Below are 18,065 nucleotides of genomic sequence, written 5' to 3' on the forward strand. Positions count from 1 at the left end.
AGCACCCCATGAGGACCGCCATGACCGACGCATCAGGACCTCTCGCGGGCGTGAAGGCCGCCGTCTTCGACGCCTACGGCACGCTGTTCGACGTGAACGCCGCGGTTCAGCGCTACGCCGAGGCGGTGGGGCCGGACGCCGACCACCTGTCCGAGGTCTGGCGCAACAAGCAGCTCGAATACAGCTGGACCCTGGCGCTGATGGGCCGCTACGCCGCGTTCTGGGACCTCACCGTGCGGGCCCTCGACTACGCGCTCGCGCTCCACCCGAAGGTCGATCCCGGCCTGCGCGAGCGGCTGCTCGATGCCTATCGCGACCTCGAGGCCTATCCGGAGGTGCCGGGCGTGCTGGCGGCCCTGCAGAAGCGCGGCATCCGCACCGCGATCCTGACCAACGGCAACGCCGCCATGGTCGACCGGGCGGTGGCCTCGGCGGGGCTGGCCGACCACCTCGACGCGGTCCTGTCGGTGGACGACGCGCAGGTGTTCAAGACCCATCCCGACGCCTACCGGAGCGCCCTGACGCGGCTGGCGGTCGGCGCGGGCGATGTGCTGTTCTGCTCCTCGAACCGCTGGGACGTTGCGGGCGCCGCCGCCTTCGGGTTCCGCACCGCCTGGGTCAACCGGAAGGGGCTGCCCGAGGAATACGCCGATCTTCCCCCGGGCGTGGTGGTGGAGAGCCTCGACGGGCTGCTCTGATACGGTCCGCGGCCGGAACCGTCCGGTTCATTCGGCACACGACCGCCGCGGGTGGCTTTGGGGATTTTTAATCCTCCCGGTGTTGAGGTGTGCTCAACACGAACGGGAGATGTTGCGCGTGTCCTTCAACGGTTCCTTCACGATGATTCGCGCCGGGGCCGCTGCCCTGGCCGCGACCCTGGTGCTCGGGGCCGTCGCCCCGGCCACCGCCCGCGACCAGACCGGCGCGATCGTCGGCGGCCTCGCGGCCGGCGTGGTCGGCGGTGTCGTGGGCAGCGCCCTCATCAACGGCGCCCACAACCCGCCGCCGCCCCCGCCGCCGGAGTACCGTCCGCGCCGCGTCGTGGTCGAGGAGCCCGAGCCCGTCGTGATCCGCGAGCGCCGCGGCCCGATCTGCCACTACGAGCGCCGCAAGGAATGGCTCGGCGACGGCGAGTTCACCTACCGCCGCGTCGAGGTCTGCGAGTAAGGTTTTCGCACCGGTTGCAGCACCACAGCACGCGCCGCGTCCCTCCCGGGCGCGGCGTGTCTCATTTCACCACCAGCCAATCCTCGACCACCAGGGCGTCGAGGCCGGTGGTGTAGAACATCAGGATCGCGTCCTCCGCACCGTGGAGGATCGGCTTGCCCATCACGTTGAAGCTGGTGTTGAGCAGGATCGGCACGCCCGTGATCTGGGCGAAGGCCGCAATCAGGGCCGCGTAGGCGGGGTTGCGCGCGGCCGTGACGCTCTGGAGGCGGCCGGTGCCGTCTGCATGCACCACCGCCGGCACGCGGGGGCGGACCGCCTCCCGCCAGACAAGGGTGCGCTCCATGTAGGGGCTGTCGGCGTAGTCCTCGAACCAGTCCGGCCCGGCCTCCGCCAGGATCGACGGCGCGAAGGGCCGGAAGGCCTCGCGATACTTCACCTTGGCGTTGAGGGCGTCCTTGGCGCCCTCCGGACGCGGATCGGCCAGGATCGAGCGGTTGCCGAGGGCCCGGGGCCCGAACTCGGCCCGCCCCTGCACCCAGCCGACGAGGCCGCCCTCGGCCAGGATCTCGGCGGCGGCGCGGGTCGCCTCCGCGTGGCCGATCCGTTTGGCCCGCGGTTCCTGCTCGGCGAGCCGTTCCATGGGGGCGGTCGAGACCCGGGAGCCGAGATAGGGGGTGAGCGGGCGCTGGTCCTGCGGCGGCCCGGCCCAGCCCGGATGGTCCTCCGCGTAGGCGAGCCACGCGGCCCCGACCGCGTTGCCGTCATCGGCCGGGGCCGAGGGGACGTGCAGCCGCGAAAACCCGGACCGGCCGAGCACCCGGCCGTTATAGGACGAGTTCAGCCCGCAGCCGCCGGCGATCACGAGGTTCTCGGACGGCGCCAGCGCCCAGGCCTCGGCCACCAGCGCGTCCATCAGGGTCCCGAAGAGATCCTGGCCGCAGCGGGCGAGATCGGCCCAGCCGTTCTCCAATGCGTCGGCCGGGCGGCGTGCGCGGATCTCTTCGGCGACGGCCCGGATCGTCTCCGCATCGGCGTAGTGCAGGCGGTGGCCCTCCACCGTGCAGAGCCGGCCGAGCAGGGCGGCGAGGTCCGGATCGGGGTGGCCGTAGGGCGCGAGCCCCATGATCTTCCACTCCTCGCCCTTCACCTGATCGAAGCCCGCGAGATCGGTGATCAGCCCGTACAGGAAGCCGAGGGACCCGCGCCCCCGGTGGCGGCGCAGCTCGGTGATCCGCCCATCCGACAGCCGGTGGATCGCCGCCGCGCCGGTCTCGCCCATGCCGTCGACCACCAGGGCGGTGGCCTCGGTGAACGGGCTGCCCCAGAGGCCGTAGGCGGCGTGGCAGAGGTGGTGCGGATAGCGCCGCTGCCCGGCGATCGTCGCCCGGGGTGCCGCACCGGTGATCCGGGCCTCCTGGTTCAGGGCGAGGAGCGTCCCGTGGCCGGCCCGCTCCTGCGCGCCGTGGAGGTCGGCGATGAACACCCGCTCGGCCTGCTCGGGCACGAAGGAGCGGTTGAGCGCGGTGGTGTGGGCGGCGAGCGCCATCAGGTCGAAGGTGCCGGCGCCGGCCTGTCCCCGCAGGAAGTCGGTGAATTGCGGGCCCCAGGTGGAGGCGATGACGAGTTCCGAGCCCGGCGGCACATGCGCCTTCAGCAGCGCGGCCATCTGCGACGGGGCGTCCGGCTCGCAGTTCGGCGCGCGCTTGTACTGGAGGACGCGCTCCGCGGCCTCGGCGAACAGCAGGGTTCCGTCGGGTCCGACCAGGGCGAGGGCGGGATCGTGGAAGGTGGTGGCGAGGCCGAGATAGAAGCGCATACGCACGCGGCGTAGCGCATTTTCGCGCCGGACGGAGCCCGGTCCGTGCGAGAAGTGCCGCTGCCCGCTGGATCCTGGCGCCCCGGAGGCGGGCCTAGTGCTCAGACGCACTCACTTCGTTCATGCGAGTGAGCACTAGCCCATTGTTCGAGCATCAATTTTCCAGACTCGGCTGAAGCCTCCGTCTGGTTCGATGCACTAGGACGTCCGCCCCAGGGCTGCGCGGATCAGCGCCAGCCCATCCGGGCTCGACCACGCCGCCGGCCCCTTCATCACCCCGATGGTGCAGCCCTGCGCGTCGACCAGCATCGTGGTCGGCAGGCCGGGGGATTGGGTGTCGCGCTGGATCGCCGGAAGCACCCGCCCGCCCGGATCGGCATAGAAGGCGAGGTCATGGATGCCCGCCTGCTTCAGCCATTCCGGCGGCTTCTCCAGGTTGCGGGTGTCGACGTTGATGGCGACGACCTCGAAATCCGGCCCGCCGAGCTGGGCTTGGAGATGGTCGAGCGCCGGCATCTCGGCCTTGCAGGGGGCGCACCACGTCGCCCAGAGATTGACCAGCAGCAGCTTTCCCTTGAGGTCGGCGAGCCCGGTCTCGGCCCCGTCCGGGCCCTTGAACCGGATCTCGGGGGCGGGCCTGGCCTGCGCGGGCGCCTGCATGGCGGCGACCTCGCCCTTGGACGCCGCGTCGACCCGGGCCAGCGCCGGCTTCGCGGCGGCGCAGGGCTGGAGCGCCCCGCCCGTGTTGCCGGGCAGGAGACCGCTCCCGTATAGGGCGATCCCGAGGACGGCGAGCGCGGCGACGCCCGCGCCGGCCAGGATGGGTGTGCGGCCGGGCATCAGCTTTGCCTGCCGGGACGTTCAGGGCGCGGAAGGATCGACATGAGCAACCGGATGTGGGGCGGCCGCTTCGCGAGCGGCCCGGCGGAGATCATGGAGGAGATCAACGCCTCCATCGGATTCGACAAGCGCCTCGCGCCCCAGGATATCCGCGGCTCGCTGGCGCATGTGGCGATGCTGGGCCAAGCCGGCATCCTTCCGGCAGAGGATGTGGCCGCGATCGAGGCCGGGCTCAAGTCCGTGCGCGACGAGATCGAGGCCGGGCGCTTCGTATTCAAGCGCGAGCTCGAGGACATCCACATGTCGGTGGAGAGCCGGCTGACCGAGATCGTCGGCCCGGCCGCCGGGCGCCTGCACACGGCGCGCTCGCGCAACGACCAGGTCGCCACCGACATGAAGCTCTGGGTGCGCGACACCCTCGATTCCCTCGACCAGCAGGCCGCCGACCTGCAGCGGGCGCTGGCCGACAAGGCGCTGAAGCACGCCGACACCGTGATGCCGGGCTTCACCCACCTGCAATCCGCCCAGCCGGTGACCTTCGGCCACCATTGCCTCGCCTATGTCGAGATGCTGGCCCGCGACCGGGGCCGGTTCCGCGACGCAAGGGCGCGTCTCAACGAGTGCCCGCTCGGCGCCGCCGCCCTCGCCGGCACCTCCTTCCCGATCGACCGGCACGCCACCGCGGCGGCGCTTGGCTTCGACCGGCCGACCGCCAATTCCCTCGACTCGGTGGCCGACCGCGACTTCGCCCTGGAGGCGCTGGCGGCGGCCTCGATCTGCGCCGTGCACCTGTCGCGCTTCGCCGAGGAGCTGGTGGTCTGGACCTCGGCCCAGTTCAACTTCGTGCGGCTGTCGGACGGGTTCACCACCGGTTCGTCGATCATGCCGCAGAAGCGCAACCCCGACGCCGCCGAGCTGGTGCGGGCCAAGTCCGGCCGGATCATCGGCGCGCTGACCGGCCTGCTCATCGTGATGAAGGGCCTGCCGCTCGCCTATTCGAAGGACATGCAGGAGGACAAGGAGGGCACGTTCGACGCCCTTCAGGCCCTGTCCCTGTGCCTCGCCGCCATGACCGGCATGGTGCAGGATCTGGAGCCCAACGCCGAGATCCTCGCCCTGGCCGCCGGGTCCGGCTACGCCACCGCGACCGACCTCGCCGACTGGCTGGTGCGCGAGCTCGGCCTCCCGTTCCGGCAGGCGCACCACGTCACCGGCCGCCTCGTCGGCGCGGCCTCCGCCAAGGGGGTCGGGCTGGAGGCGCTGTCGCTGCCCGAGATGCAGGAGGCCGAGCCGCGCATCACCGAGGCGGTCTACGCGGTGCTGGGCGTCGGGAACTCGGTGGCGAGCCGCACGAGCTACGGCGGCACCGCGCCCGACAATGTGCGCCAGCAGGCGCAGGGTTGGATCGCGCGGCTGAGCTGATGGCCCGTTTGATGTCCCGGTCTCGACCAAAGGGCGATGTGTGGTCGGGGCCGGGAATCGTCGCCTCTGCGGGTCACGGGACCGATCGATGTCTTCTGGATGCCGTCCTGAACCCCGTCAAAGGGCTGCGCGCCCTTCGAAAGCCATTCCCGCCCGCGCACCGACGGCGTACCGCGTTGGCGCGCGCCCGCTGTAGCTCGGCGTTGGGTCAGGAATTCCTGACGTCGGGTGCGCCGTGTGTGGCGTATAACGATTGTTGAAATTTCAGATGCGCCTGCGACGGACGGCTGTCGATGACCTTCTTGGCGCGTTCAGCCTCTTCCGAACGCTTGATGGCTTCAGCCTCGGCGTCTTTGTTGGCGGATTGATGTGCCTTTTCGATGCTGGGCGGTTGATGCGCAGAAGAGTGGGCCGTTGTCGCACTGATCTTGTCCATGGTGTCGTCTCCTAGGTCTGTGTCGAGTGTTTCAAGCCTCGCGGCGCCTGCCCTTGGCGGCCGATGCGGTGAAGCCAATGTGGCGCATCGGGGTGATCGTGTCGGTTTCGCCCCCGTACGTCCGACCCATCGAGGGCATCCATGACCGCGCGGATCACCAAGCAGGCGCTTTGATCCGATGCCGGACCCCGGTCTTCACCGACCATGAGCCACCACCAGTACCGGGCCACCGCCGGCCGTCTGCGCCGTGACCGCGGATCCGATCGCGACGGGCCAGACCGGCAGCACCATCGGAGCGGCCAGCCCGATGCGGCCCGCCCAGGTCGACCGTCGGCTCGCCACCCCTTCCAGGGCGCGCAACAGATCCACGGCGTCTTCGAACAGCCTGAGGGCCTTGACCAGGATGCCCTCTTCGGGCGCGCCGCCCGAACCGGACGGAGCCGGGGTGATGGTTGCGAGGCCCTGGTCCGCCGGTTGCTGAGTCGGGCCGCTCTCACCATCCACTGCGGTGGAAGCCGGCTGCGCCGTGCCCGCCTCGTCCGGCGCGGCGGCGGTCTCCGCCACCTCGGCCGCCGCCACCGCGGCCACTCCGACCAGGGTCCCCGCGTCGATCCCGCCTCTGGCCTCGGGCGGGGCGCTGGCGGCGTTCATCCGTGCGGCGGCCTTGCCCAGGGCGGGCGACACCACGTCCGGCCGCGCCTGCGCGACGGCGTAATCCTGGGCGGCATCGGCGATCTGGCGGGCGAGCACGGCCAGATCCCGGGCGATGGCGCGCGCGGCCTTCCGATCGCCGGTGGCCGCGGCCGCTCGGGCTTCCGCCTTGAGCCGGACGAGCTTCCGCTCCGCTGTCTGCAGGACCTGAGCCGCCATCCTGTCGGCACCGGGGGGCGCCGCCGCCATGGAGGCCAACAGGCTCTCCATCTCGGTCCGTCGGGCGCAATTCAGGGCTTCCGAGGCCGCATCGACCCTGCGGTCCTCCCCGCGCGCGCGACCCGTGCCCGGCTCCGAAGGCCGGATCGCCGCGGCCTGGCGTTGGGCCGCCGGGACCGGCGCCATCCTGTTCACGGCTCCCACCATGGCGGCGTCATCGCTCCTATGAGCGGCCCTTGTTTCGATCGCAGAATCACGCGCTTCGGAAAGCAAAACTGTCGGCTTTTCGTGAGATTTGCAAATGACGACGGCCGCATCTTCGGATCATCTGACACAATTATCTGATGAACCAATCGCTGTGAAAGCCTGCAACTATAATCATGAAGCCTTCAAAATTGGCTGACGTGCGCATAAAATCTTGAGATCTGGCGTCAATCGATTCTCTCGGCCGCCTGCTTCGGCCTGTCCGAGGCTATGGGGCGGCCGGATCCGGGCAGGATCAGCCCCATTCCGGCAGCCCGAGGAGCGGACTTGCCCACAGGCCTGCTACCGAATTGTGCAGTGCAACCATCTGCGATCGGGCGCGTTCACCGTCTGGCTAGGTCCGATCAGCTAGAAGCTTCGCCGTTTGGAACGGAGTGCGCAGGATGCCTGTCGAGAGTTGGCTGCAGCCAGAAGAGGTGCCGGATCTCGCGGCACGGGCGACGGCGATGATCGATGCCGCCCTGACTGGCTCGGGCCTGACGCGGGAGTCCTACTGGGCTGCCGTGCGCAAGGGCTACAACACCCCCTACAACGATCCGCCCCGCAGGCGCGCCGTGCCGGCCCAGCCGAATGCCGTTCCCTCGGTCATCGGCGAGACGGTCGAACCGGTCGCAGCGGCGGCCGTCGTGATCGCGGCCCAGGCCGCCGAGGCCCGCGCAATCTGACGGTGACGGCGTTCCCTCGCCATCTTGCCGACGCTTTACGCAAGCTTCACTAATCCTGAACCCCGGTGCGGCCCTCGAGACGGCCGCCCGCCGTCAGGAAGTGAAGATGGTCCGCGTCCCAAGCCTGCTCCCGGTCGGAGCCCTTCTCCTGTTCTCGTCCGCGCTCGTCACCGGTCTGTTCGGAGGGCTCGTCGGCGCACCCGGCCTGTCCGCCACGGTCGCACAGGCGCAGGATGCCGCCGTCGACACGAGTGGCGATGATGCCGCCCCGGCTTCGCGCGGTCGCCGGCGCGGCCGTCAGCGGCCGGCCCGCGCCGAGAAGAAGGCGGCGACGCCCCCCGGCATGCAGCAGGCGACACCGGTGGCGATTTTCGGCGACTGGAACGTGTTCGTGAACGGCGACGGCCGCAACAAGCTCTGCTACGCCATCGCGCAGCCCCAGACCCGCTCGCCCAAGACCCTGAAGCGCGATACCGCCTACCTGTTCGTGAGCGTGCGCAAGGGCGAGAACGTCCAGAACGAGGTGGCGGTGATGCTGGGCTTCCCGTCGAAGCCCGCGGCCTCGCAGATCAAGCCCGGCTCGGCCGCCGCGCCGACCGATCCGAGCCTCAATCTCGGCACCAGCCGTTACGGCCTCGTGGTGAAGGACGGGAACGCGTGGCTGCAGAACCCGGCCGAGGAGGCCCGGGTCGTGTCGGAGATGAGCGCCCGCAATCCGAAGCTGACCATCAAGACCACCTCGATGCGCGGCAATCCCACGAGCGACGAGTACGCCCTCGGCGGCTTCGCCGAGGCCATGAAGCGCACCCGCGAGGAGTGCGGGCGGTAGGGTCGCCGGGCGGCGAAGAACCCATGGCCCCGAGGATCTGATCCCCCCGCCGAAGCGTCGCTGCTCCGGCGGAGAGCCCTCGGCCCGGCAGGCCGGTCAGGCGCGGCGGAGCTGGACCCGATCCCGCCGGGGGCCGGCGTGGGCACGGACGCGATCCCGGGCCGCGCGGGTCGCCTGCTCGGCGGTGCGGAAGAGGGTACCGTCGAGGCCGTCGAAATCACGGGCGGAGGAGAAGAACCGGACCCCGCGCCCTTCGGGCACGGCGATCCCGGCGGTGATCTCACCGATCTCGATGACCCGCGGCGGCCCGGCCGGCCCGGGCAGGGGCATGGAGGCCGGATCGGCCGTCTTCAGGCCATCTCCGGGCGTGAGGTCTGCAAAGAGACTGTGCATGACACGTGAAACTCCCTGGGCCGGCGTGGAGCCATGCCGGATCGCGATGACTGCTGGATGATGGTCGACGCCTCAGCGTCGACAGCGCCGACGTTGGGCGCGGCAGCAGGGCACGTTCGGGAGCATGGGGTCGTCGCAAGGGGGGCGTTTCGACATCGGACGTCCTCCAGACTGAAGGATCGCGCGGCGCGTGGGCCGTCGCAGCGCTTTAGCGTTTGATGACGCGGCGCAAGCTACGCTTCTCAAATCACCGCGACCGACGCGGGAATGGTCCCGCGCTGGCACGACCGAAGATGGCGACACCGCCAGCGCCCGTCAACGGACGCGATTTCCGTTTTCGGGGCCGCGCTTGGCAGGAAGCGGCCCCGATTTCGCGCCCCGGAGATGAACGCGGTCAGGCCTCCGCGATCACCGCGGCCAGATCGGAAAAATCGGAAAAGATCCGGGCGGCGCCGGCGTGCACGAGGTCGGCCCCCGCGGGATCGTGCCCCCAATGGCCGCCGCCGGTGAAGCCGGCGACCCGCATGCCGGCGCTCCGGGCAGCCGTGACGCCGGGCACGCTGTCCTCGATGACCAGGCAGGCGCCGGGCGGGAACCCCATGCGATCGGCGGCGAACAGGAACAGGTCCGGGAAGGGCTTGCCCCGCGACACCTGGGCCGAGGAGAACACGTGCGCGCCGAACAGCGGCAGCAGCCCGGTCAGCGTAAGGGAATGGCGCAGCCGCACCGGATCGCTGCTCGACGCCACGCAGATCGGCAGCCCGAGGACCGCCACCGCCTCGGCGACGCCGCGCATCGCCCGCAACTCGGTGTCGAACAGCGCCAGGGTCTCGGCCTTGACCGCCTCGACGAAACCCGGCGGGGCCGTGACCCCGTAATCCCGGGCGATATGCGCCATGATGGAGGGCATGGAAGTGCCGGTGAAGCGCGCCCGCACGGTGGCGAAGTCGATCGCCACGCCGATCCGGTTGAGGCCGGCCGTGAGGCAGGCGAGGCTCAGGGGCTCGCTGTCGACGAGAACGCCGTCGCAATCGAAGATGACGAGACCGAGGGGGTGTTTCGTCGCGTGCGCGTCCAAGGCCGACCGTTCCCGCACGGCCCGCCGCCGCCCGCTGCCTGTGGCACGGGCTCCCCGGCCCGGCAACCGCGGGTTGCCGGCGCTTGCACCCGGCGGCCGGGACCCATACTCCGGGGCGGGCGCCGGCCGGGCGCGTGAGAGGCTTCGAAGACGTCCGCGATGATCCGCTTCCTGGTCCGCGTCCTGGGCTTCCTGCTGATGGCCGGCGGCTTCGTCGCGCTGGTCTATGACGGCGCCCGCTCCATCGCCAACAACGGCCTGCGGGTGACGCCGCTCTCCGAGGTGATCGCCGCCCTGTTCAAGGACCGGGCCGGTGCCCTGCAGGGCAGCGTCGAGGGGGCGGCCCCCTGGCTCTGGCACGTGCTGGGCCTGCCGCTCACCCTGGCGCCGGCCTCCCTGATCGGGCTGGGCCTCGGCGCGGCGCTGCTCTGGCTCGGCCAGCCGGGCCGCGAGCCGATCGGCTTCCTGACGAAGCCCTGAGGGCGGCCCGCTGGTCCCTACCGATCGCCGAGCCGGGTCCTGACCTCGGCCAGCTCGCCCTTCAGCCGCTCGATCTCGGCGGTCAGGGCATAGTGCTCGCTCACGTCGAGCTGCGAGGCGAAGAAGTAGACCACCTTGCCCGCGGCATCCCGCACCGGCCCGACATAGAGCGCGTTGTGAAAGGTCGAGCCGTCCTTGCGGTAGTTGAGCAGATCGACCCGGATGTCGGCCTCCTGCTGGATGGCCGCGCGGAGCCGGTCGATGGCGGCCGGGTCGGTCTCGGGCCCCTGCAGGAACCGGCAGTTGCGGCCGGTCACGTCGAGCCTCGTGTAGCCGGTGAGCTTGAGGAAGGCGTCGTTCGCGAAGACGATCGGGTTATCGTACTGGCTCGGATCCGTGACGATCATCGGCATCCGGGTCGCCCGCACGGCGGCGGCGAAGGGGTCGCCCCGGTGCGATTCCGGTTTCAGGTTGTCCGGCACGTGGCTCGTGGCGGTCCAGCCCGTATCCATCCCGCTCTGCCCCCGCAATGACGGCTCATGAGCCTCTCAAGGAGGTTACAAGCCGTAAATCGCGGGCGAGGTCCAGTCCTGCGACAAGGTTTCGTGCCGGGATCTGGGCCGATGCTTTCTCGCGCGGCGCCGCGTCCCCATATGGGGTGTCGCTCCTGAGACCGGAAGGCAAGCCCATGTTCCTGTTCCGCAAGCGCCCCGAGATGCCGAGCCCCGCCGAGGCCCTGCCGGGACGCCCGACGCCGCTCCCCACGGTCGAGGCCCATTACGTCAACGGCAACCCGCTCAAGGGTCCGTATCCGCCCGGCACCGAGACGATCGTCCTGGGGCTCGGCTGCTTCTGGGGGGCCGAGCGCCGGTTCTGGCAATTGCCCGCGGGCGTGTTCGTGACGGCCGTGGGCTATGCCGGCGGCTACACTCCGAACCCGACCTACGAGGAGGTCTGCACCGGCCAGACCGGCCACAACGAGGTCGTGCTGGTCGCCTTCGATCCGGCCGTGCTGCCGCTGGACGCGGTGTTGCGGACCTTCTTCGAGAGCCACGATCCGACCCAGGGCATGCGCCAGGGCAACGACGTCGGCACGCAGTACCGCTCAGGCATCTACACGAACGGCCCGGCCCAGGAGGCGACCGCCCGGGCGGTGCGCGAGGCCTACGCGGAGGCGCTGCGGCAGCGCGGCTTCCCGGACGTCACCACCGAGATCAAGCCGCTGGAGCACTTCTACTTCGCGGAGGGCTACCACCAGCAGTACCTGGCTAAGAACCCGGGCGGCTATTGCGGCCTGGGCGGCACCGGCGTCAGCTGCCCGGTGGGGACCGGCGTCGCCGCCTGATCCTCACGGGTCGCGCTGTCGCGGTCTTTGCAGAGGTCCGACGGCCTCACATCGGGGCCGTTCGACGCCATCCCTCGTAGCTGGAACGCAACCCTTTCCCGGGCGCATGCAGCGCCAGCGGAATGCGACCCGGGATCCAGACCGGAACTCCGCGAAGCGTCGATCTGAATCGACCTGTGCCGCTGACGCGGCGCTCCTCGTGCTGGGTCCCGGATCAGGTTCCGCTTCGCTTCACCTGTCCGGGAAAGGGCCGTGTGCCATTGACTCAGGCGGCTGGCCCCACGACGCGCACGCGGCCAGACACCGCGAAGCGCTGCCCTCACGGGCTGCCGCCGGGCTTCGGCTGAGGGCCGGGAGCGGCCGCCTCGCCCCTGAGGGACGGCGTGCTGTTCGGGCTTCGCAGCACGATCAGCACGCTGCCCAGGACCGAGAGGGCGACGGCGGTGGCGAGGATGAGGAAGAGCCAGCGGGGCATCCCGGGGCGTTAGCACATCGCGCCGGTTCGGGAACTGCCCCCGATCGCCTCACGGCGCCTTCAGCACCGCCCGGCACGCCGCCGGGAGCGCCGCCATGGTCATGGCGGGCTTGGGCTTGGGCGGCACCTTGGGGGGCTTCGGATGCAGCACCGCGTCCGAGAACCAGTAGCCGAGGTCGTCGCAGCCGTCGCCGCCCGGGGGCGGGGCCTGCGGCTGGCAATCGTCCTGGCCGGCCGGGCAGGCCAGCCGGATATGGTAGTGGTAGTTGTGCCCGTACATCGGGCGCACCTTGGACATCCAGCGGCTGCCGGCGGCATCGCGGCAGAGCGCCTTCTTGATCGCCGCGTTGACGAAGATGCGCTCCACCTCCGGCTGCTCGGCGGTGAGCTTGATCAGCTGCAGGTGGGTGGGCGTCCAGACCTGCGGGTCGATGTCGAGGCGGTCGGGCCGGACCATGTCGGTGGCGGAGGTCTCCTCGCGCTCTGCCCGGCTCATGCGATGGTCGGGCATCGGCGTCAGCCAGACATCGGCGTCGATGCCGATCTGGTGCGAGGCGTGGCCGGTGATCATCGGGCCGCCCCGGGGCTGGGCCATGTCGCCGACGAGCAGGCCGGGCCAGCCGACCCGGGCGGCCTTCTGCGACAGGCGCTCGACGAAATCGACGAGGTAGGGCGTGCCCCACATCCGGTTGCGGGACGGGCGCATGACCTGCCAGTTCGGCCCGTCCAGCGGCAGCGCCTCGCCGCCGGCGAAGCAGCCCTTGGCGTAGAACCCGTAGATGTGGGCCGGTCCCGTGGACGCCTTCGTGACGCGGCCGAACAGCGCCTTGGCGGGTGTCGAGGGCGCGTCCGGATGCTCCAGGGGCGGCAGGGGTTTCGGGCTGACGCTGCCGCGGTCCTGCGCCTGCGCGGCGGCCGGCAGGAGCAGGGCGGCGAGCGCGAGGCCGAGGGTCAGGGTCGAAGCCAGGGGTGAAGCGAGGCGCGGCATCGGCATGCGGTGGGGGTCGTCCGTCTGAGAGGGCGGGCGCGGGTGCGTGCCGGAACGTGACCCACGCCCGGGGCGTTTTTCAGGCAGAGGCACGCACGCGATCGGGAGGCGCCCATGACAGCGACCGGCCAGCCCGCCCCACGGGAACCCCGCCGCCTGATCGCCAGCGACCGGGTCATCGGCACCGATGTGCGCCGCCCGGACGGGACCCGGGTCGGCCGGATCGAGCGGCTGATGCTCGACAAGGCGTCCGGCCGGGTCGCCTACGCGGTGATGAGCTTCGGCGGCTTCCTGGGGCTCGGCGAGGATTTCTATACCCTGCCCTGGTCGGTGCTCCGGTTCGAGCCCCGGCAGGACGCCTATGTGCTCGACCTCACGGAGGAGCAGTTGCGCGCCGCCCCCGCCCGCACCCCCGAGGGCACCGATCCGGCCGCGGACGGCGCCTGGGAGGAGCAGATCCACCGCTACTACGACGCGGCGCCCTACTGGGGGATCTGATCAGCCCTTCGAGGGGCCGCACCAGCCGGGCAGGTAGCCAGCCTCCTTGGATTTGGCCAGCGCCATGGCCTTCTCCAGTGCGGCCGAAAAATCGTTCTCGACCCGCTTCTCCTTGATGTTGCGCCGGAGGAAATCCGCCCACAGGAACTCGCTGAACGGCGTCGTGTCCTTGGCGAAGCCACCGGCCCGGCGCAGTTCGCCCGCGAGACTGCGGAAGGGATCATCCTCCAGGTCGGCGATCGTCTTCGGGAGATCGTCGAAATCCCGGCGCACGCCCTCGGCATCGTAGGGATAGACCCAGGATTTGTGGTCGCAGACCGTCCAGAAGGCATCCTTCTCGAGGTGGTGCAGGTCGGCGATCACCGTCACCAGCACGTCCTTGACGCCCTCTTCCTGCAGGGCGCGGGAGAGGTGGTGGTGATCGACGACATAGTGGCGCTTCTTCGGGCCCAGCACCGTCGGGATCTGATGCGCGCCGAGGAATTCGCGCTTCTTGTCGCCGTCATAGGCGCGCCAGCGGCGGCGCTTCTCCGCCACCTCCCGGTAGCCGACGGTCATCTGGGTCGGCCGCAGCTCCGCGATCGGGACGGGCTTGAGCAGCGGTTCGCGTGTGGTCATCGAGTCGCAAGTCCTGCGTGGTTCTGTCGCGCCGATGTCACAAAGCGCGGACGACCGGAAGGTCAATCCGGCGTGCGGTCACGTTTGCTGGATCGGCGGCCTGCGCACGGCCTCCAGCACGAACACCCGGATCGCCGAGGACAGGTTCTGGCCGCCGCGCCCGGCATCGATCGCGCCGATCAGCGCCTGGACCGACTGGCCCCGCGCCGCCGCGACCTCGCGCAGGGCCGTCCAGAACGGATCCTCCAGGGACACGCTAGTGCGGTGACCCGCGATCATCACGGAATGCTTGGTGAGGCCGGTGCTCATGCGGAGGCAGCGGTATAGGCGTCCGAACGGACCCTCATTCCGCCGGATCGGAATCGGGCCGATCGAGCCGGTGGCCCTCGTGGCGCTCGGTCTCCAGGGCCTTGCGCCGCTGCTGGAGGGTCTTGGCCTTCTTCGGCTGGCCGAACGCGATCCGGTTCGACTCGGCCCTGGCATCCGCCTCGGCACGGACCTTCGCCTTGCGGACCTGACGCAGGTTGATGATCTCGGCCACGAATCGCCTCCCGGCAATGGCAACCGGCGCGGGACATCCGCGCCGGCCAAATTTCAACAATCAATCGGCGCTGGGGGCCAGCATGGTCTCCGGCCGGACGACGCGCTCGAACTCCTCCTCGGTCACGTAGCCGAGGCGCAGCGCCTCCTGCTTGAGGGTGGTGCCGTTCTTGTGCGCGGTCTTGGCGATCTCGGCAGCCTTGTCGTAGCCGATCGAGGGGGCCAGCGCGGTCACCAGCATGAGCGAGCGGCTCATCAGGTCGGCGATCTTGTCCTCGTTGGCCTTGATGCCGACCACGCAATTGTCGGTGAAGCTGATCGCCGCGTCGGCCAGCAGGCGGATCGACTGCAGCACCGCATTGGCGATCACCGGCTTGAACACGTTGAGCTCGAAATTGCCCTGGGAGCCGGCGAAGCTCACCGTGGTCCCGTTGCCGATCACCTGGGCGCAGACCATCGTCAGGGCCTCGCACTGGGTCGGGTTGACCTTGCCGGGCATGATCGAGGAGCCGGGCTCGTTCTCAGGGAGCGACAGTTCGCCGAGACCGGAGCGCGGGCCCGAGCCGAGGAAGCGGATGTCCTGGGCGATCTTGAACAGGCCTGCGGCGAGCGCGGCCAGCGCCCCCTGCGTGAACACCAAGGCATCGTGGGTGGCCAGCGCCTCGAACTTGTTGTCGGCCGAGGTGAAGGGCAGGCCGGTCAGCTCCGCGACCTTGGCGGCGAAGCGCTCGGCGAATTCGGGATGGGCGTTGAGCCCGGTGCCGACTGCGGTGCCGCCCTGGGCGAGCGCCAGCACCCCCGGCAGGGTCGCGGCGACCCGCGAGCCGCCGAGCGCGACCTGTGCGGCATAGCCCGAGAATTCCTGGCCGAGGGAGACCGGCGTCGCGTCCTGAAGGTGCGTGCGGCCGATCTTGACGATCGCGTCGAAGGCCTTGGCCTTGGCGTCGAGGGCCCCGTGCAGGTGGGACAGTGCCGGCAGCAGGCGGCCCTGGATCTCGCGGGCGACCGCGATGTGCATGGCGGTCGGGAACGTGTCGTTCGAGGATTGGCCGCGGTTGCAATGGTCGTTCGGGTGGACCGGCGACTTGCCGCCGCGCTGGCCGCCCAGCCGCTCGTTGGCGAGGCTCGCGATCACCTCGTTGGCGTTCATGTTGGACTGCGTGCCCGAGCCGGTCTGGTAGATGACCAGCGGAAACTCGTCGTCGTAGCGGCCCTCCACCACCTCGGCGGCCGAGGCCGCGATGGCGTCGGCGAGCTTCGCGTCGAGGGCGCCGAGATCCTTGTTCACCAGGGCGGCGGCCTGCTTCACGAGGCCGAGGGCATGCACCAGCGGGGCCGGCATCCGGTCAGTGCCGATCTTGAAGTTCTGGATCGAGCGCTGCGTCTGCGCGCCCCAGTAGCGATGCGCCGGAACCTCGATCGGACCGAAGGTATCGGACTCGGTGCGGGTGGCGGTCTCGGTGGGCGACATCGTGGCCTCTACGTCTGGTGCAGTGCGGTGCCTACTTAAATGAGGCGCGGCTGAATCGCGATGCCGGTTTGTGCCGGCGCACCGACAAGGGCGGGGCTCTGTTCCCGCCGGACAAGGAGCCGATGAGCGCGACGATCGACCTGCCCCAGCCCGCCACCCGGTTCCGCCCGACCGTGCCGCCCCCGCTGAAGGAGCCGCTCGGTCTGTTCGAATTCCTGCGGGCGGCGCGGAAGAACCCGATCACCACCTGGATGGACGTGCATTTCAAGCTGCCGGTGGTGGCGGCCGAGGGGGCGATGGGCCGGATCACCCTGGTGAGCGACCCAGCGCTGATTCGCACGGTGCTGATCGAGAAGGCCGAGAATTACCGCAAGGACGACCTCCAGCGCCGGGTGCTGGCCCCCGGCCTCGGCAACGGCCTGCTCAGCGCCGAGGGCGACGAGTGGCGGCTCCAGCGCCGGACACTGGCGCCGATCTTCAACGCCCGCACGGTCCAGGGCTTTTCCGATGCGATGAACGCCGCCGGCGCGCGCCTCGGTCGTCGCCTCGCCCGCCGGGCCGGCAAACAGGTCGACGTCGCCCTGGAGATGACCCGCGTCACGCTCGACGTGCTGGAGCGGACGATTTTCACGAGCGGGTTGCCGAGCGATCCGGATGCTTTGGGGCGCGCGATCACGCGCTTCCTGGAGGCGGTGGGGCCGATCGACCCCCTCGACGTGTTCGGCGTGCCCGACTTCGTGCCGCGGATCGGCCGCCTGCGGGCGCGCCCGGCCGGGCGCTTCTTCGCCGAGGTGGTCGACGAGCTGATCGCCCGGCGCAAGGCGCTGATGGCACAGGGCGAGGCGCCGCGGGATCTGCTCACGCTGCTGCTCGCCGCGCAGGATCCCGAGACCGGCAACGGCCTCTCGGACCTCGCCGTGAAGGCCAACATCGTCACCTTCATCGCGGCCGGCCACGAGACCACCGCCAACTCCCTGACGTGGACGCTCTACTGCCTGTCGCAGGATCCCGCCGCCCAGGCCCGGCTCGAGGCCGAGGTCGACGCCGCCGGGCCGGGGGACTTTGCCGTGGAGCGGCTGCCCTACACGCGGGCGGTGATCGAGGAGGCGATGCGCCTGTTCCCGCCGGTGCCGTTCCTCAGCCGGCAGGCGCTGCGGGACGACCGGTTCGGCCGGATCAAGGTGCCGCGGGGCTCGCTGGTGATGGTGGCCCCCTGGGTTCTGCACCGCCACCAGCTGCTCTGGGACGATCCCGAGGCCTTCGTGCCGGAGCGGTTCCTGCCCGAGAACCGCGACAGCATCGCGCGCTTCACCTACCTGCCATTCGGGGCGGGGCCGCGGGTCTGCATCGGGCAGAGTTTCTCGGTCCAGGAGGCGGTGATCTTGCTGGCGCATATCGTGCGGGCGGTGCGGTTCCACCTGCCGGCCGATCATCCGCCGGTCACGCCGCTCCACCGGGTGACGCTGCGGCCGGAGCACGGGCTGCGCATGGAGGCCGAGGGGCGGGGTTAATCGCCCCGCCGCGCCTCGAGCTGACGGGTTTTGCGGTCGTAGAGGCGTGACGCAATAAAGAGACCGCCGAGGCCAAGCGCCGATATGGCTACGGCGAGGGCTAGGATCTGAAGCGCGTAGCTCTGAGGTATTCCGCTACGCCTCGGCCCGTAGGATCAACCGAATCGCGGTTTGTCCAATCAGATGTCGGAGGAAGGCAGCGAGAAGAAAAGCCCAGCCGTTGTTGGTCAATACGTCGGCCGGGTGTTGAACGAGCGGCGTGATGAACGCTGTTCCGAGTGCCAGGATTGCCGTCGCGTTGAAGAATGTTGCGGCCAGCTTGACGCCCTCGCTGAATCGCTTGGCGCGGTGCTTCC

At 70.3% G+C, this 18,065-nt stretch carries 22 protein-coding genes; 9 read left to right on the forward strand and 13 right to left on the reverse strand.

The window, feature by feature from the left end:
* Positions 1-20: 20 nt before the first annotated feature.
* Together AAHG09_RS14310 and AAHG09_RS14315 are read left to right on the forward strand one after the other, a co-directional pair.
* The gene (locus AAHG09_RS14310) at positions 21-698 is read left to right on the forward strand and encodes a haloacid dehalogenase type II (protein ID WP_342108006.1); all 678 of its coding nucleotides are present in this window, start codon (positions 21-23) and stop codon (positions 696-698) included.
* A gap of 109 nt (positions 699-807) precedes the next feature.
* Positions 808-1,167, forward strand: coding sequence for a hypothetical protein (locus AAHG09_RS14315; protein ID WP_412760039.1), 360 nt, complete (start codon positions 808-810; stop codon positions 1,165-1,167).
* A gap of 61 nt (positions 1,168-1,228) precedes the next feature.
* On the opposite strand, the gene AAHG09_RS14320 is transcribed toward AAHG09_RS14315, so the two are convergent.
* Complete coding sequence (locus AAHG09_RS14320; RefSeq protein WP_342108152.1) at positions 1,229-2,986, reverse strand: carbamoyltransferase family protein; 1,758 nt, start codon at positions 2,984-2,986, stop codon at positions 1,229-1,231.
* Between the two features lie 198 nt (positions 2,987-3,184).
* Entirely contained in the window at positions 3,185-3,826 is a 642-nt protein-coding gene (tlpA, locus tag AAHG09_RS14325; protein WP_342108007.1) for a thiol:disulfide interchange protein TlpA, read from the reverse strand.
* Between the two features lie 42 nt (positions 3,827-3,868).
* Between tlpA and argH the strand changes: the two genes are divergently transcribed.
* Positions 3,869-5,248, forward strand: a complete 1,380-nt coding sequence (gene argH, locus AAHG09_RS14330; RefSeq protein ID WP_342108008.1) for an argininosuccinate lyase — start codon at positions 3,869-3,871, stop codon at positions 5,246-5,248.
* Between the two features lie 208 nt (positions 5,249-5,456).
* Here argH and AAHG09_RS14335 read toward each other — a convergent pair whose 3' ends face one another.
* On the reverse strand, positions 5,457-5,684 hold the full coding sequence (locus AAHG09_RS14335) for a hypothetical protein (RefSeq protein WP_342108009.1): 228 nt from the start codon (positions 5,682-5,684) through the stop codon (positions 5,457-5,459).
* A gap of 195 nt (positions 5,685-5,879) precedes the next feature.
* On the reverse strand, positions 5,880-6,740 hold the full coding sequence (locus tag AAHG09_RS14340; protein WP_342108010.1) for a hypothetical protein: 861 nt from the start codon (positions 6,738-6,740) through the stop codon (positions 5,880-5,882).
* Between the two features lie 461 nt (positions 6,741-7,201).
* Between AAHG09_RS14340 and AAHG09_RS14345 the strand changes: the two genes are divergently transcribed.
* Positions 7,202-7,483, forward strand: coding sequence for a hypothetical protein (locus AAHG09_RS14345; RefSeq protein WP_342108011.1), 282 nt, complete (start codon positions 7,202-7,204; stop codon positions 7,481-7,483).
* Between the two features lie 106 nt (positions 7,484-7,589).
* A complete protein-coding gene (locus tag AAHG09_RS14350; protein WP_342108013.1) occupies positions 7,590-8,312 on the forward strand; it encodes an invasion associated locus b family protein in 723 nt (240 codons plus the stop codon).
* A gap of 96 nt (positions 8,313-8,408) precedes the next feature.
* Here the strand turns inward: AAHG09_RS14350 and AAHG09_RS14355 are convergent, their stop codons facing one another.
* A complete protein-coding gene (locus AAHG09_RS14355; protein WP_342108015.1) occupies positions 8,409-8,705 on the reverse strand; it encodes a hypothetical protein in 297 nt (98 codons plus the stop codon).
* A 394-nt stretch (positions 8,706-9,099) separates the two neighbouring features.
* Positions 9,100-9,783: an HAD family hydrolase gene (locus tag AAHG09_RS14360; protein WP_342108016.1), complete on the reverse strand. Its 684-nt coding sequence runs from the start codon at positions 9,781-9,783 to the stop codon at positions 9,100-9,102.
* Between the two features lie 159 nt (positions 9,784-9,942).
* Between AAHG09_RS14360 and AAHG09_RS14365 the strand changes: the two genes are divergently transcribed.
* On the forward strand, positions 9,943-10,263 hold the full coding sequence (locus tag AAHG09_RS14365) for a PetM family of cytochrome b6f complex subunit 7 (protein ID WP_342108017.1): 321 nt from the start codon (positions 9,943-9,945) through the stop codon (positions 10,261-10,263).
* Positions 10,264-10,280: 17 nt separating this feature from the next.
* Here the strand turns inward: AAHG09_RS14365 and AAHG09_RS14370 are convergent, their stop codons facing one another.
* On the reverse strand, positions 10,281-10,775 hold the full coding sequence (locus tag AAHG09_RS14370; protein WP_412760040.1) for a PAS domain-containing protein: 495 nt from the start codon (positions 10,773-10,775) through the stop codon (positions 10,281-10,283).
* A 176-nt stretch (positions 10,776-10,951) separates the two neighbouring features.
* Here AAHG09_RS14370 and msrA point away from each other — a divergent pair, with 176 nt between their 5' ends.
* Positions 10,952-11,608 carry a peptide-methionine (S)-S-oxide reductase MsrA gene (gene msrA / locus AAHG09_RS14375; RefSeq protein WP_342108018.1) on the forward strand — a complete coding sequence of 219 codons (657 nt, stop codon included), beginning with the start codon at positions 10,952-10,954 and terminating at the stop codon, positions 11,606-11,608.
* A gap of 319 nt (positions 11,609-11,927) precedes the next feature.
* Here msrA and AAHG09_RS14380 read toward each other — a convergent pair whose 3' ends face one another.
* Positions 11,928-12,083, reverse strand: a complete 156-nt coding sequence (locus AAHG09_RS14380) for a hypothetical protein (protein WP_342108019.1) — start codon at positions 12,081-12,083, stop codon at positions 11,928-11,930.
* 49 nt (positions 12,084-12,132) lie between these two features.
* Positions 12,133-13,077 carry a penicillin-insensitive murein endopeptidase gene (mepA, locus tag AAHG09_RS14385; protein WP_342108020.1) on the reverse strand — a complete coding sequence of 315 codons (945 nt, stop codon included), beginning with the start codon at positions 13,075-13,077 and terminating at the stop codon, positions 12,133-12,135.
* A gap of 108 nt (positions 13,078-13,185) precedes the next feature.
* On the opposite strand from mepA, the gene AAHG09_RS14390 reads away from it, so the two are divergent.
* Entirely contained in the window at positions 13,186-13,569 is a 384-nt protein-coding gene (locus AAHG09_RS14390; RefSeq protein ID WP_342108021.1) for a PRC-barrel domain-containing protein, read from the forward strand.
* On the opposite strand, the gene AAHG09_RS14395 is transcribed toward AAHG09_RS14390, so the two are convergent.
* The 4 genes from AAHG09_RS14395 to fumC all read right to left on the reverse strand — a co-directional run bounded on the left by AAHG09_RS14395 (position 13,570) and on the right by fumC (position 16,198).
* Complete coding sequence (locus tag AAHG09_RS14395; protein ID WP_342108022.1) at positions 13,570-14,187, reverse strand: ParB-like protein; 618 nt, start codon at positions 14,185-14,187, stop codon at positions 13,570-13,572.
* A gap of 78 nt (positions 14,188-14,265) precedes the next feature.
* Complete coding sequence (locus AAHG09_RS14400; protein WP_342108024.1) at positions 14,266-14,496, reverse strand: ribbon-helix-helix domain-containing protein; 231 nt, start codon at positions 14,494-14,496, stop codon at positions 14,266-14,268.
* A 34-nt stretch (positions 14,497-14,530) separates the two neighbouring features.
* Positions 14,531-14,728, reverse strand: coding sequence for a DUF4169 family protein (locus AAHG09_RS14405; protein WP_342108025.1), 198 nt, complete (start codon positions 14,726-14,728; stop codon positions 14,531-14,533).
* Positions 14,729-14,788: 60 nt separating this feature from the next.
* Complete coding sequence (gene fumC, locus AAHG09_RS14410; RefSeq protein ID WP_342108028.1) at positions 14,789-16,198, reverse strand: class II fumarate hydratase; 1,410 nt, start codon at positions 16,196-16,198, stop codon at positions 14,789-14,791.
* A gap of 122 nt (positions 16,199-16,320) precedes the next feature.
* Between fumC and AAHG09_RS14415 the strand changes: the two genes are divergently transcribed.
* Positions 16,321-17,709 carry a cytochrome P450 gene (locus tag AAHG09_RS14415; protein WP_342108029.1) on the forward strand — a complete coding sequence of 463 codons (1,389 nt, stop codon included), beginning with the start codon at positions 16,321-16,323 and terminating at the stop codon, positions 17,707-17,709.
* The last annotated feature ends 356 nt before the right edge of the window (positions 17,710-18,065 follow it).

Source organism: Methylobacterium guangdongense, from assembly GCF_038442355.1.
Taxonomy (GTDB): domain Bacteria; phylum Pseudomonadota; class Alphaproteobacteria; order Rhizobiales; family Beijerinckiaceae; genus Methylobacterium; species Methylobacterium guangdongense.

What these genes read in the sequence shown, in the direction of transcription:
- AAHG09_RS14320 (WP_342108152.1), bottom strand. Translation starts at nt 2,986, where the DNA reads ATGCGCTTCTATCTCGGCCTCGCCACCACCTTCCACGATCCCGCCCTC.
- AAHG09_RS14365 (WP_342108017.1), top strand. Translation starts at nt 9,943, where the DNA reads ATGATCCGCTTCCTGGTCCGCGTCCTGGGCTTCCTGCTGATGGCCGGC.
- AAHG09_RS14355 (WP_342108015.1), bottom strand. Translation starts at nt 8,705, where the DNA reads ATGCACAGTCTCTTTGCAGACCTCACGCCCGGAGATGGCCTGAAGACG.
- AAHG09_RS14390 (WP_342108021.1), top strand. Translation starts at nt 13,186, where the DNA reads ATGACAGCGACCGGCCAGCCCGCCCCACGGGAACCCCGCCGCCTGATC.
- tlpA (WP_342108007.1), bottom strand. Translation starts at nt 3,826, where the DNA reads ATGCCCGGCCGCACACCCATCCTGGCCGGCGCGGGCGTCGCCGCGCTC.
- AAHG09_RS14395 (WP_342108022.1), bottom strand. Translation starts at nt 14,187, where the DNA reads ATGACCACACGCGAACCGCTGCTCAAGCCCGTCCCGATCGCGGAGCTG.
- AAHG09_RS14350 (WP_342108013.1), top strand. Translation starts at nt 7,590, where the DNA reads ATGGTCCGCGTCCCAAGCCTGCTCCCGGTCGGAGCCCTTCTCCTGTTC.
- AAHG09_RS14310 (WP_342108006.1), top strand. Translation starts at nt 21, where the DNA reads ATGACCGACGCATCAGGACCTCTCGCGGGCGTGAAGGCCGCCGTCTTC.
- AAHG09_RS14315 (WP_412760039.1), top strand. Translation starts at nt 808, where the DNA reads ATGTTGCGCGTGTCCTTCAACGGTTCCTTCACGATGATTCGCGCCGGG.
- msrA (WP_342108018.1), top strand. Translation starts at nt 10,952, where the DNA reads ATGTTCCTGTTCCGCAAGCGCCCCGAGATGCCGAGCCCCGCCGAGGCC.
- AAHG09_RS14370 (WP_412760040.1), bottom strand. Translation starts at nt 10,775, where the DNA reads ATGGATACGGGCTGGACCGCCACGAGCCACGTGCCGGACAACCTGAAA.
- AAHG09_RS14415 (WP_342108029.1), top strand. Translation starts at nt 16,321, where the DNA reads ATGAGCGCGACGATCGACCTGCCCCAGCCCGCCACCCGGTTCCGCCCG.
- AAHG09_RS14345 (WP_342108011.1), top strand. Translation starts at nt 7,202, where the DNA reads ATGCCTGTCGAGAGTTGGCTGCAGCCAGAAGAGGTGCCGGATCTCGCG.
- AAHG09_RS14400 (WP_342108024.1), bottom strand. Translation starts at nt 14,496, where the DNA reads ATGAGCACCGGCCTCACCAAGCATTCCGTGATGATCGCGGGTCACCGC.
- argH (WP_342108008.1), top strand. Translation starts at nt 3,869, where the DNA reads ATGAGCAACCGGATGTGGGGCGGCCGCTTCGCGAGCGGCCCGGCGGAG.
- AAHG09_RS14380 (WP_342108019.1), bottom strand. Translation starts at nt 12,083, where the DNA reads ATGCCCCGCTGGCTCTTCCTCATCCTCGCCACCGCCGTCGCCCTCTCG.
- fumC (WP_342108028.1), bottom strand. Translation starts at nt 16,198, where the DNA reads ATGTCGCCCACCGAGACCGCCACCCGCACCGAGTCCGATACCTTCGGT.
- AAHG09_RS14340 (WP_342108010.1), bottom strand. Translation starts at nt 6,740, where the DNA reads ATGGCGCCGGTCCCGGCGGCCCAACGCCAGGCCGCGGCGATCCGGCCT.
- mepA (WP_342108020.1), bottom strand. Translation starts at nt 13,077, where the DNA reads ATGCCGATGCCGCGCCTCGCTTCACCCCTGGCTTCGACCCTGACCCTC.
- AAHG09_RS14335 (WP_342108009.1), bottom strand. Translation starts at nt 5,684, where the DNA reads ATGGACAAGATCAGTGCGACAACGGCCCACTCTTCTGCGCATCAACCG.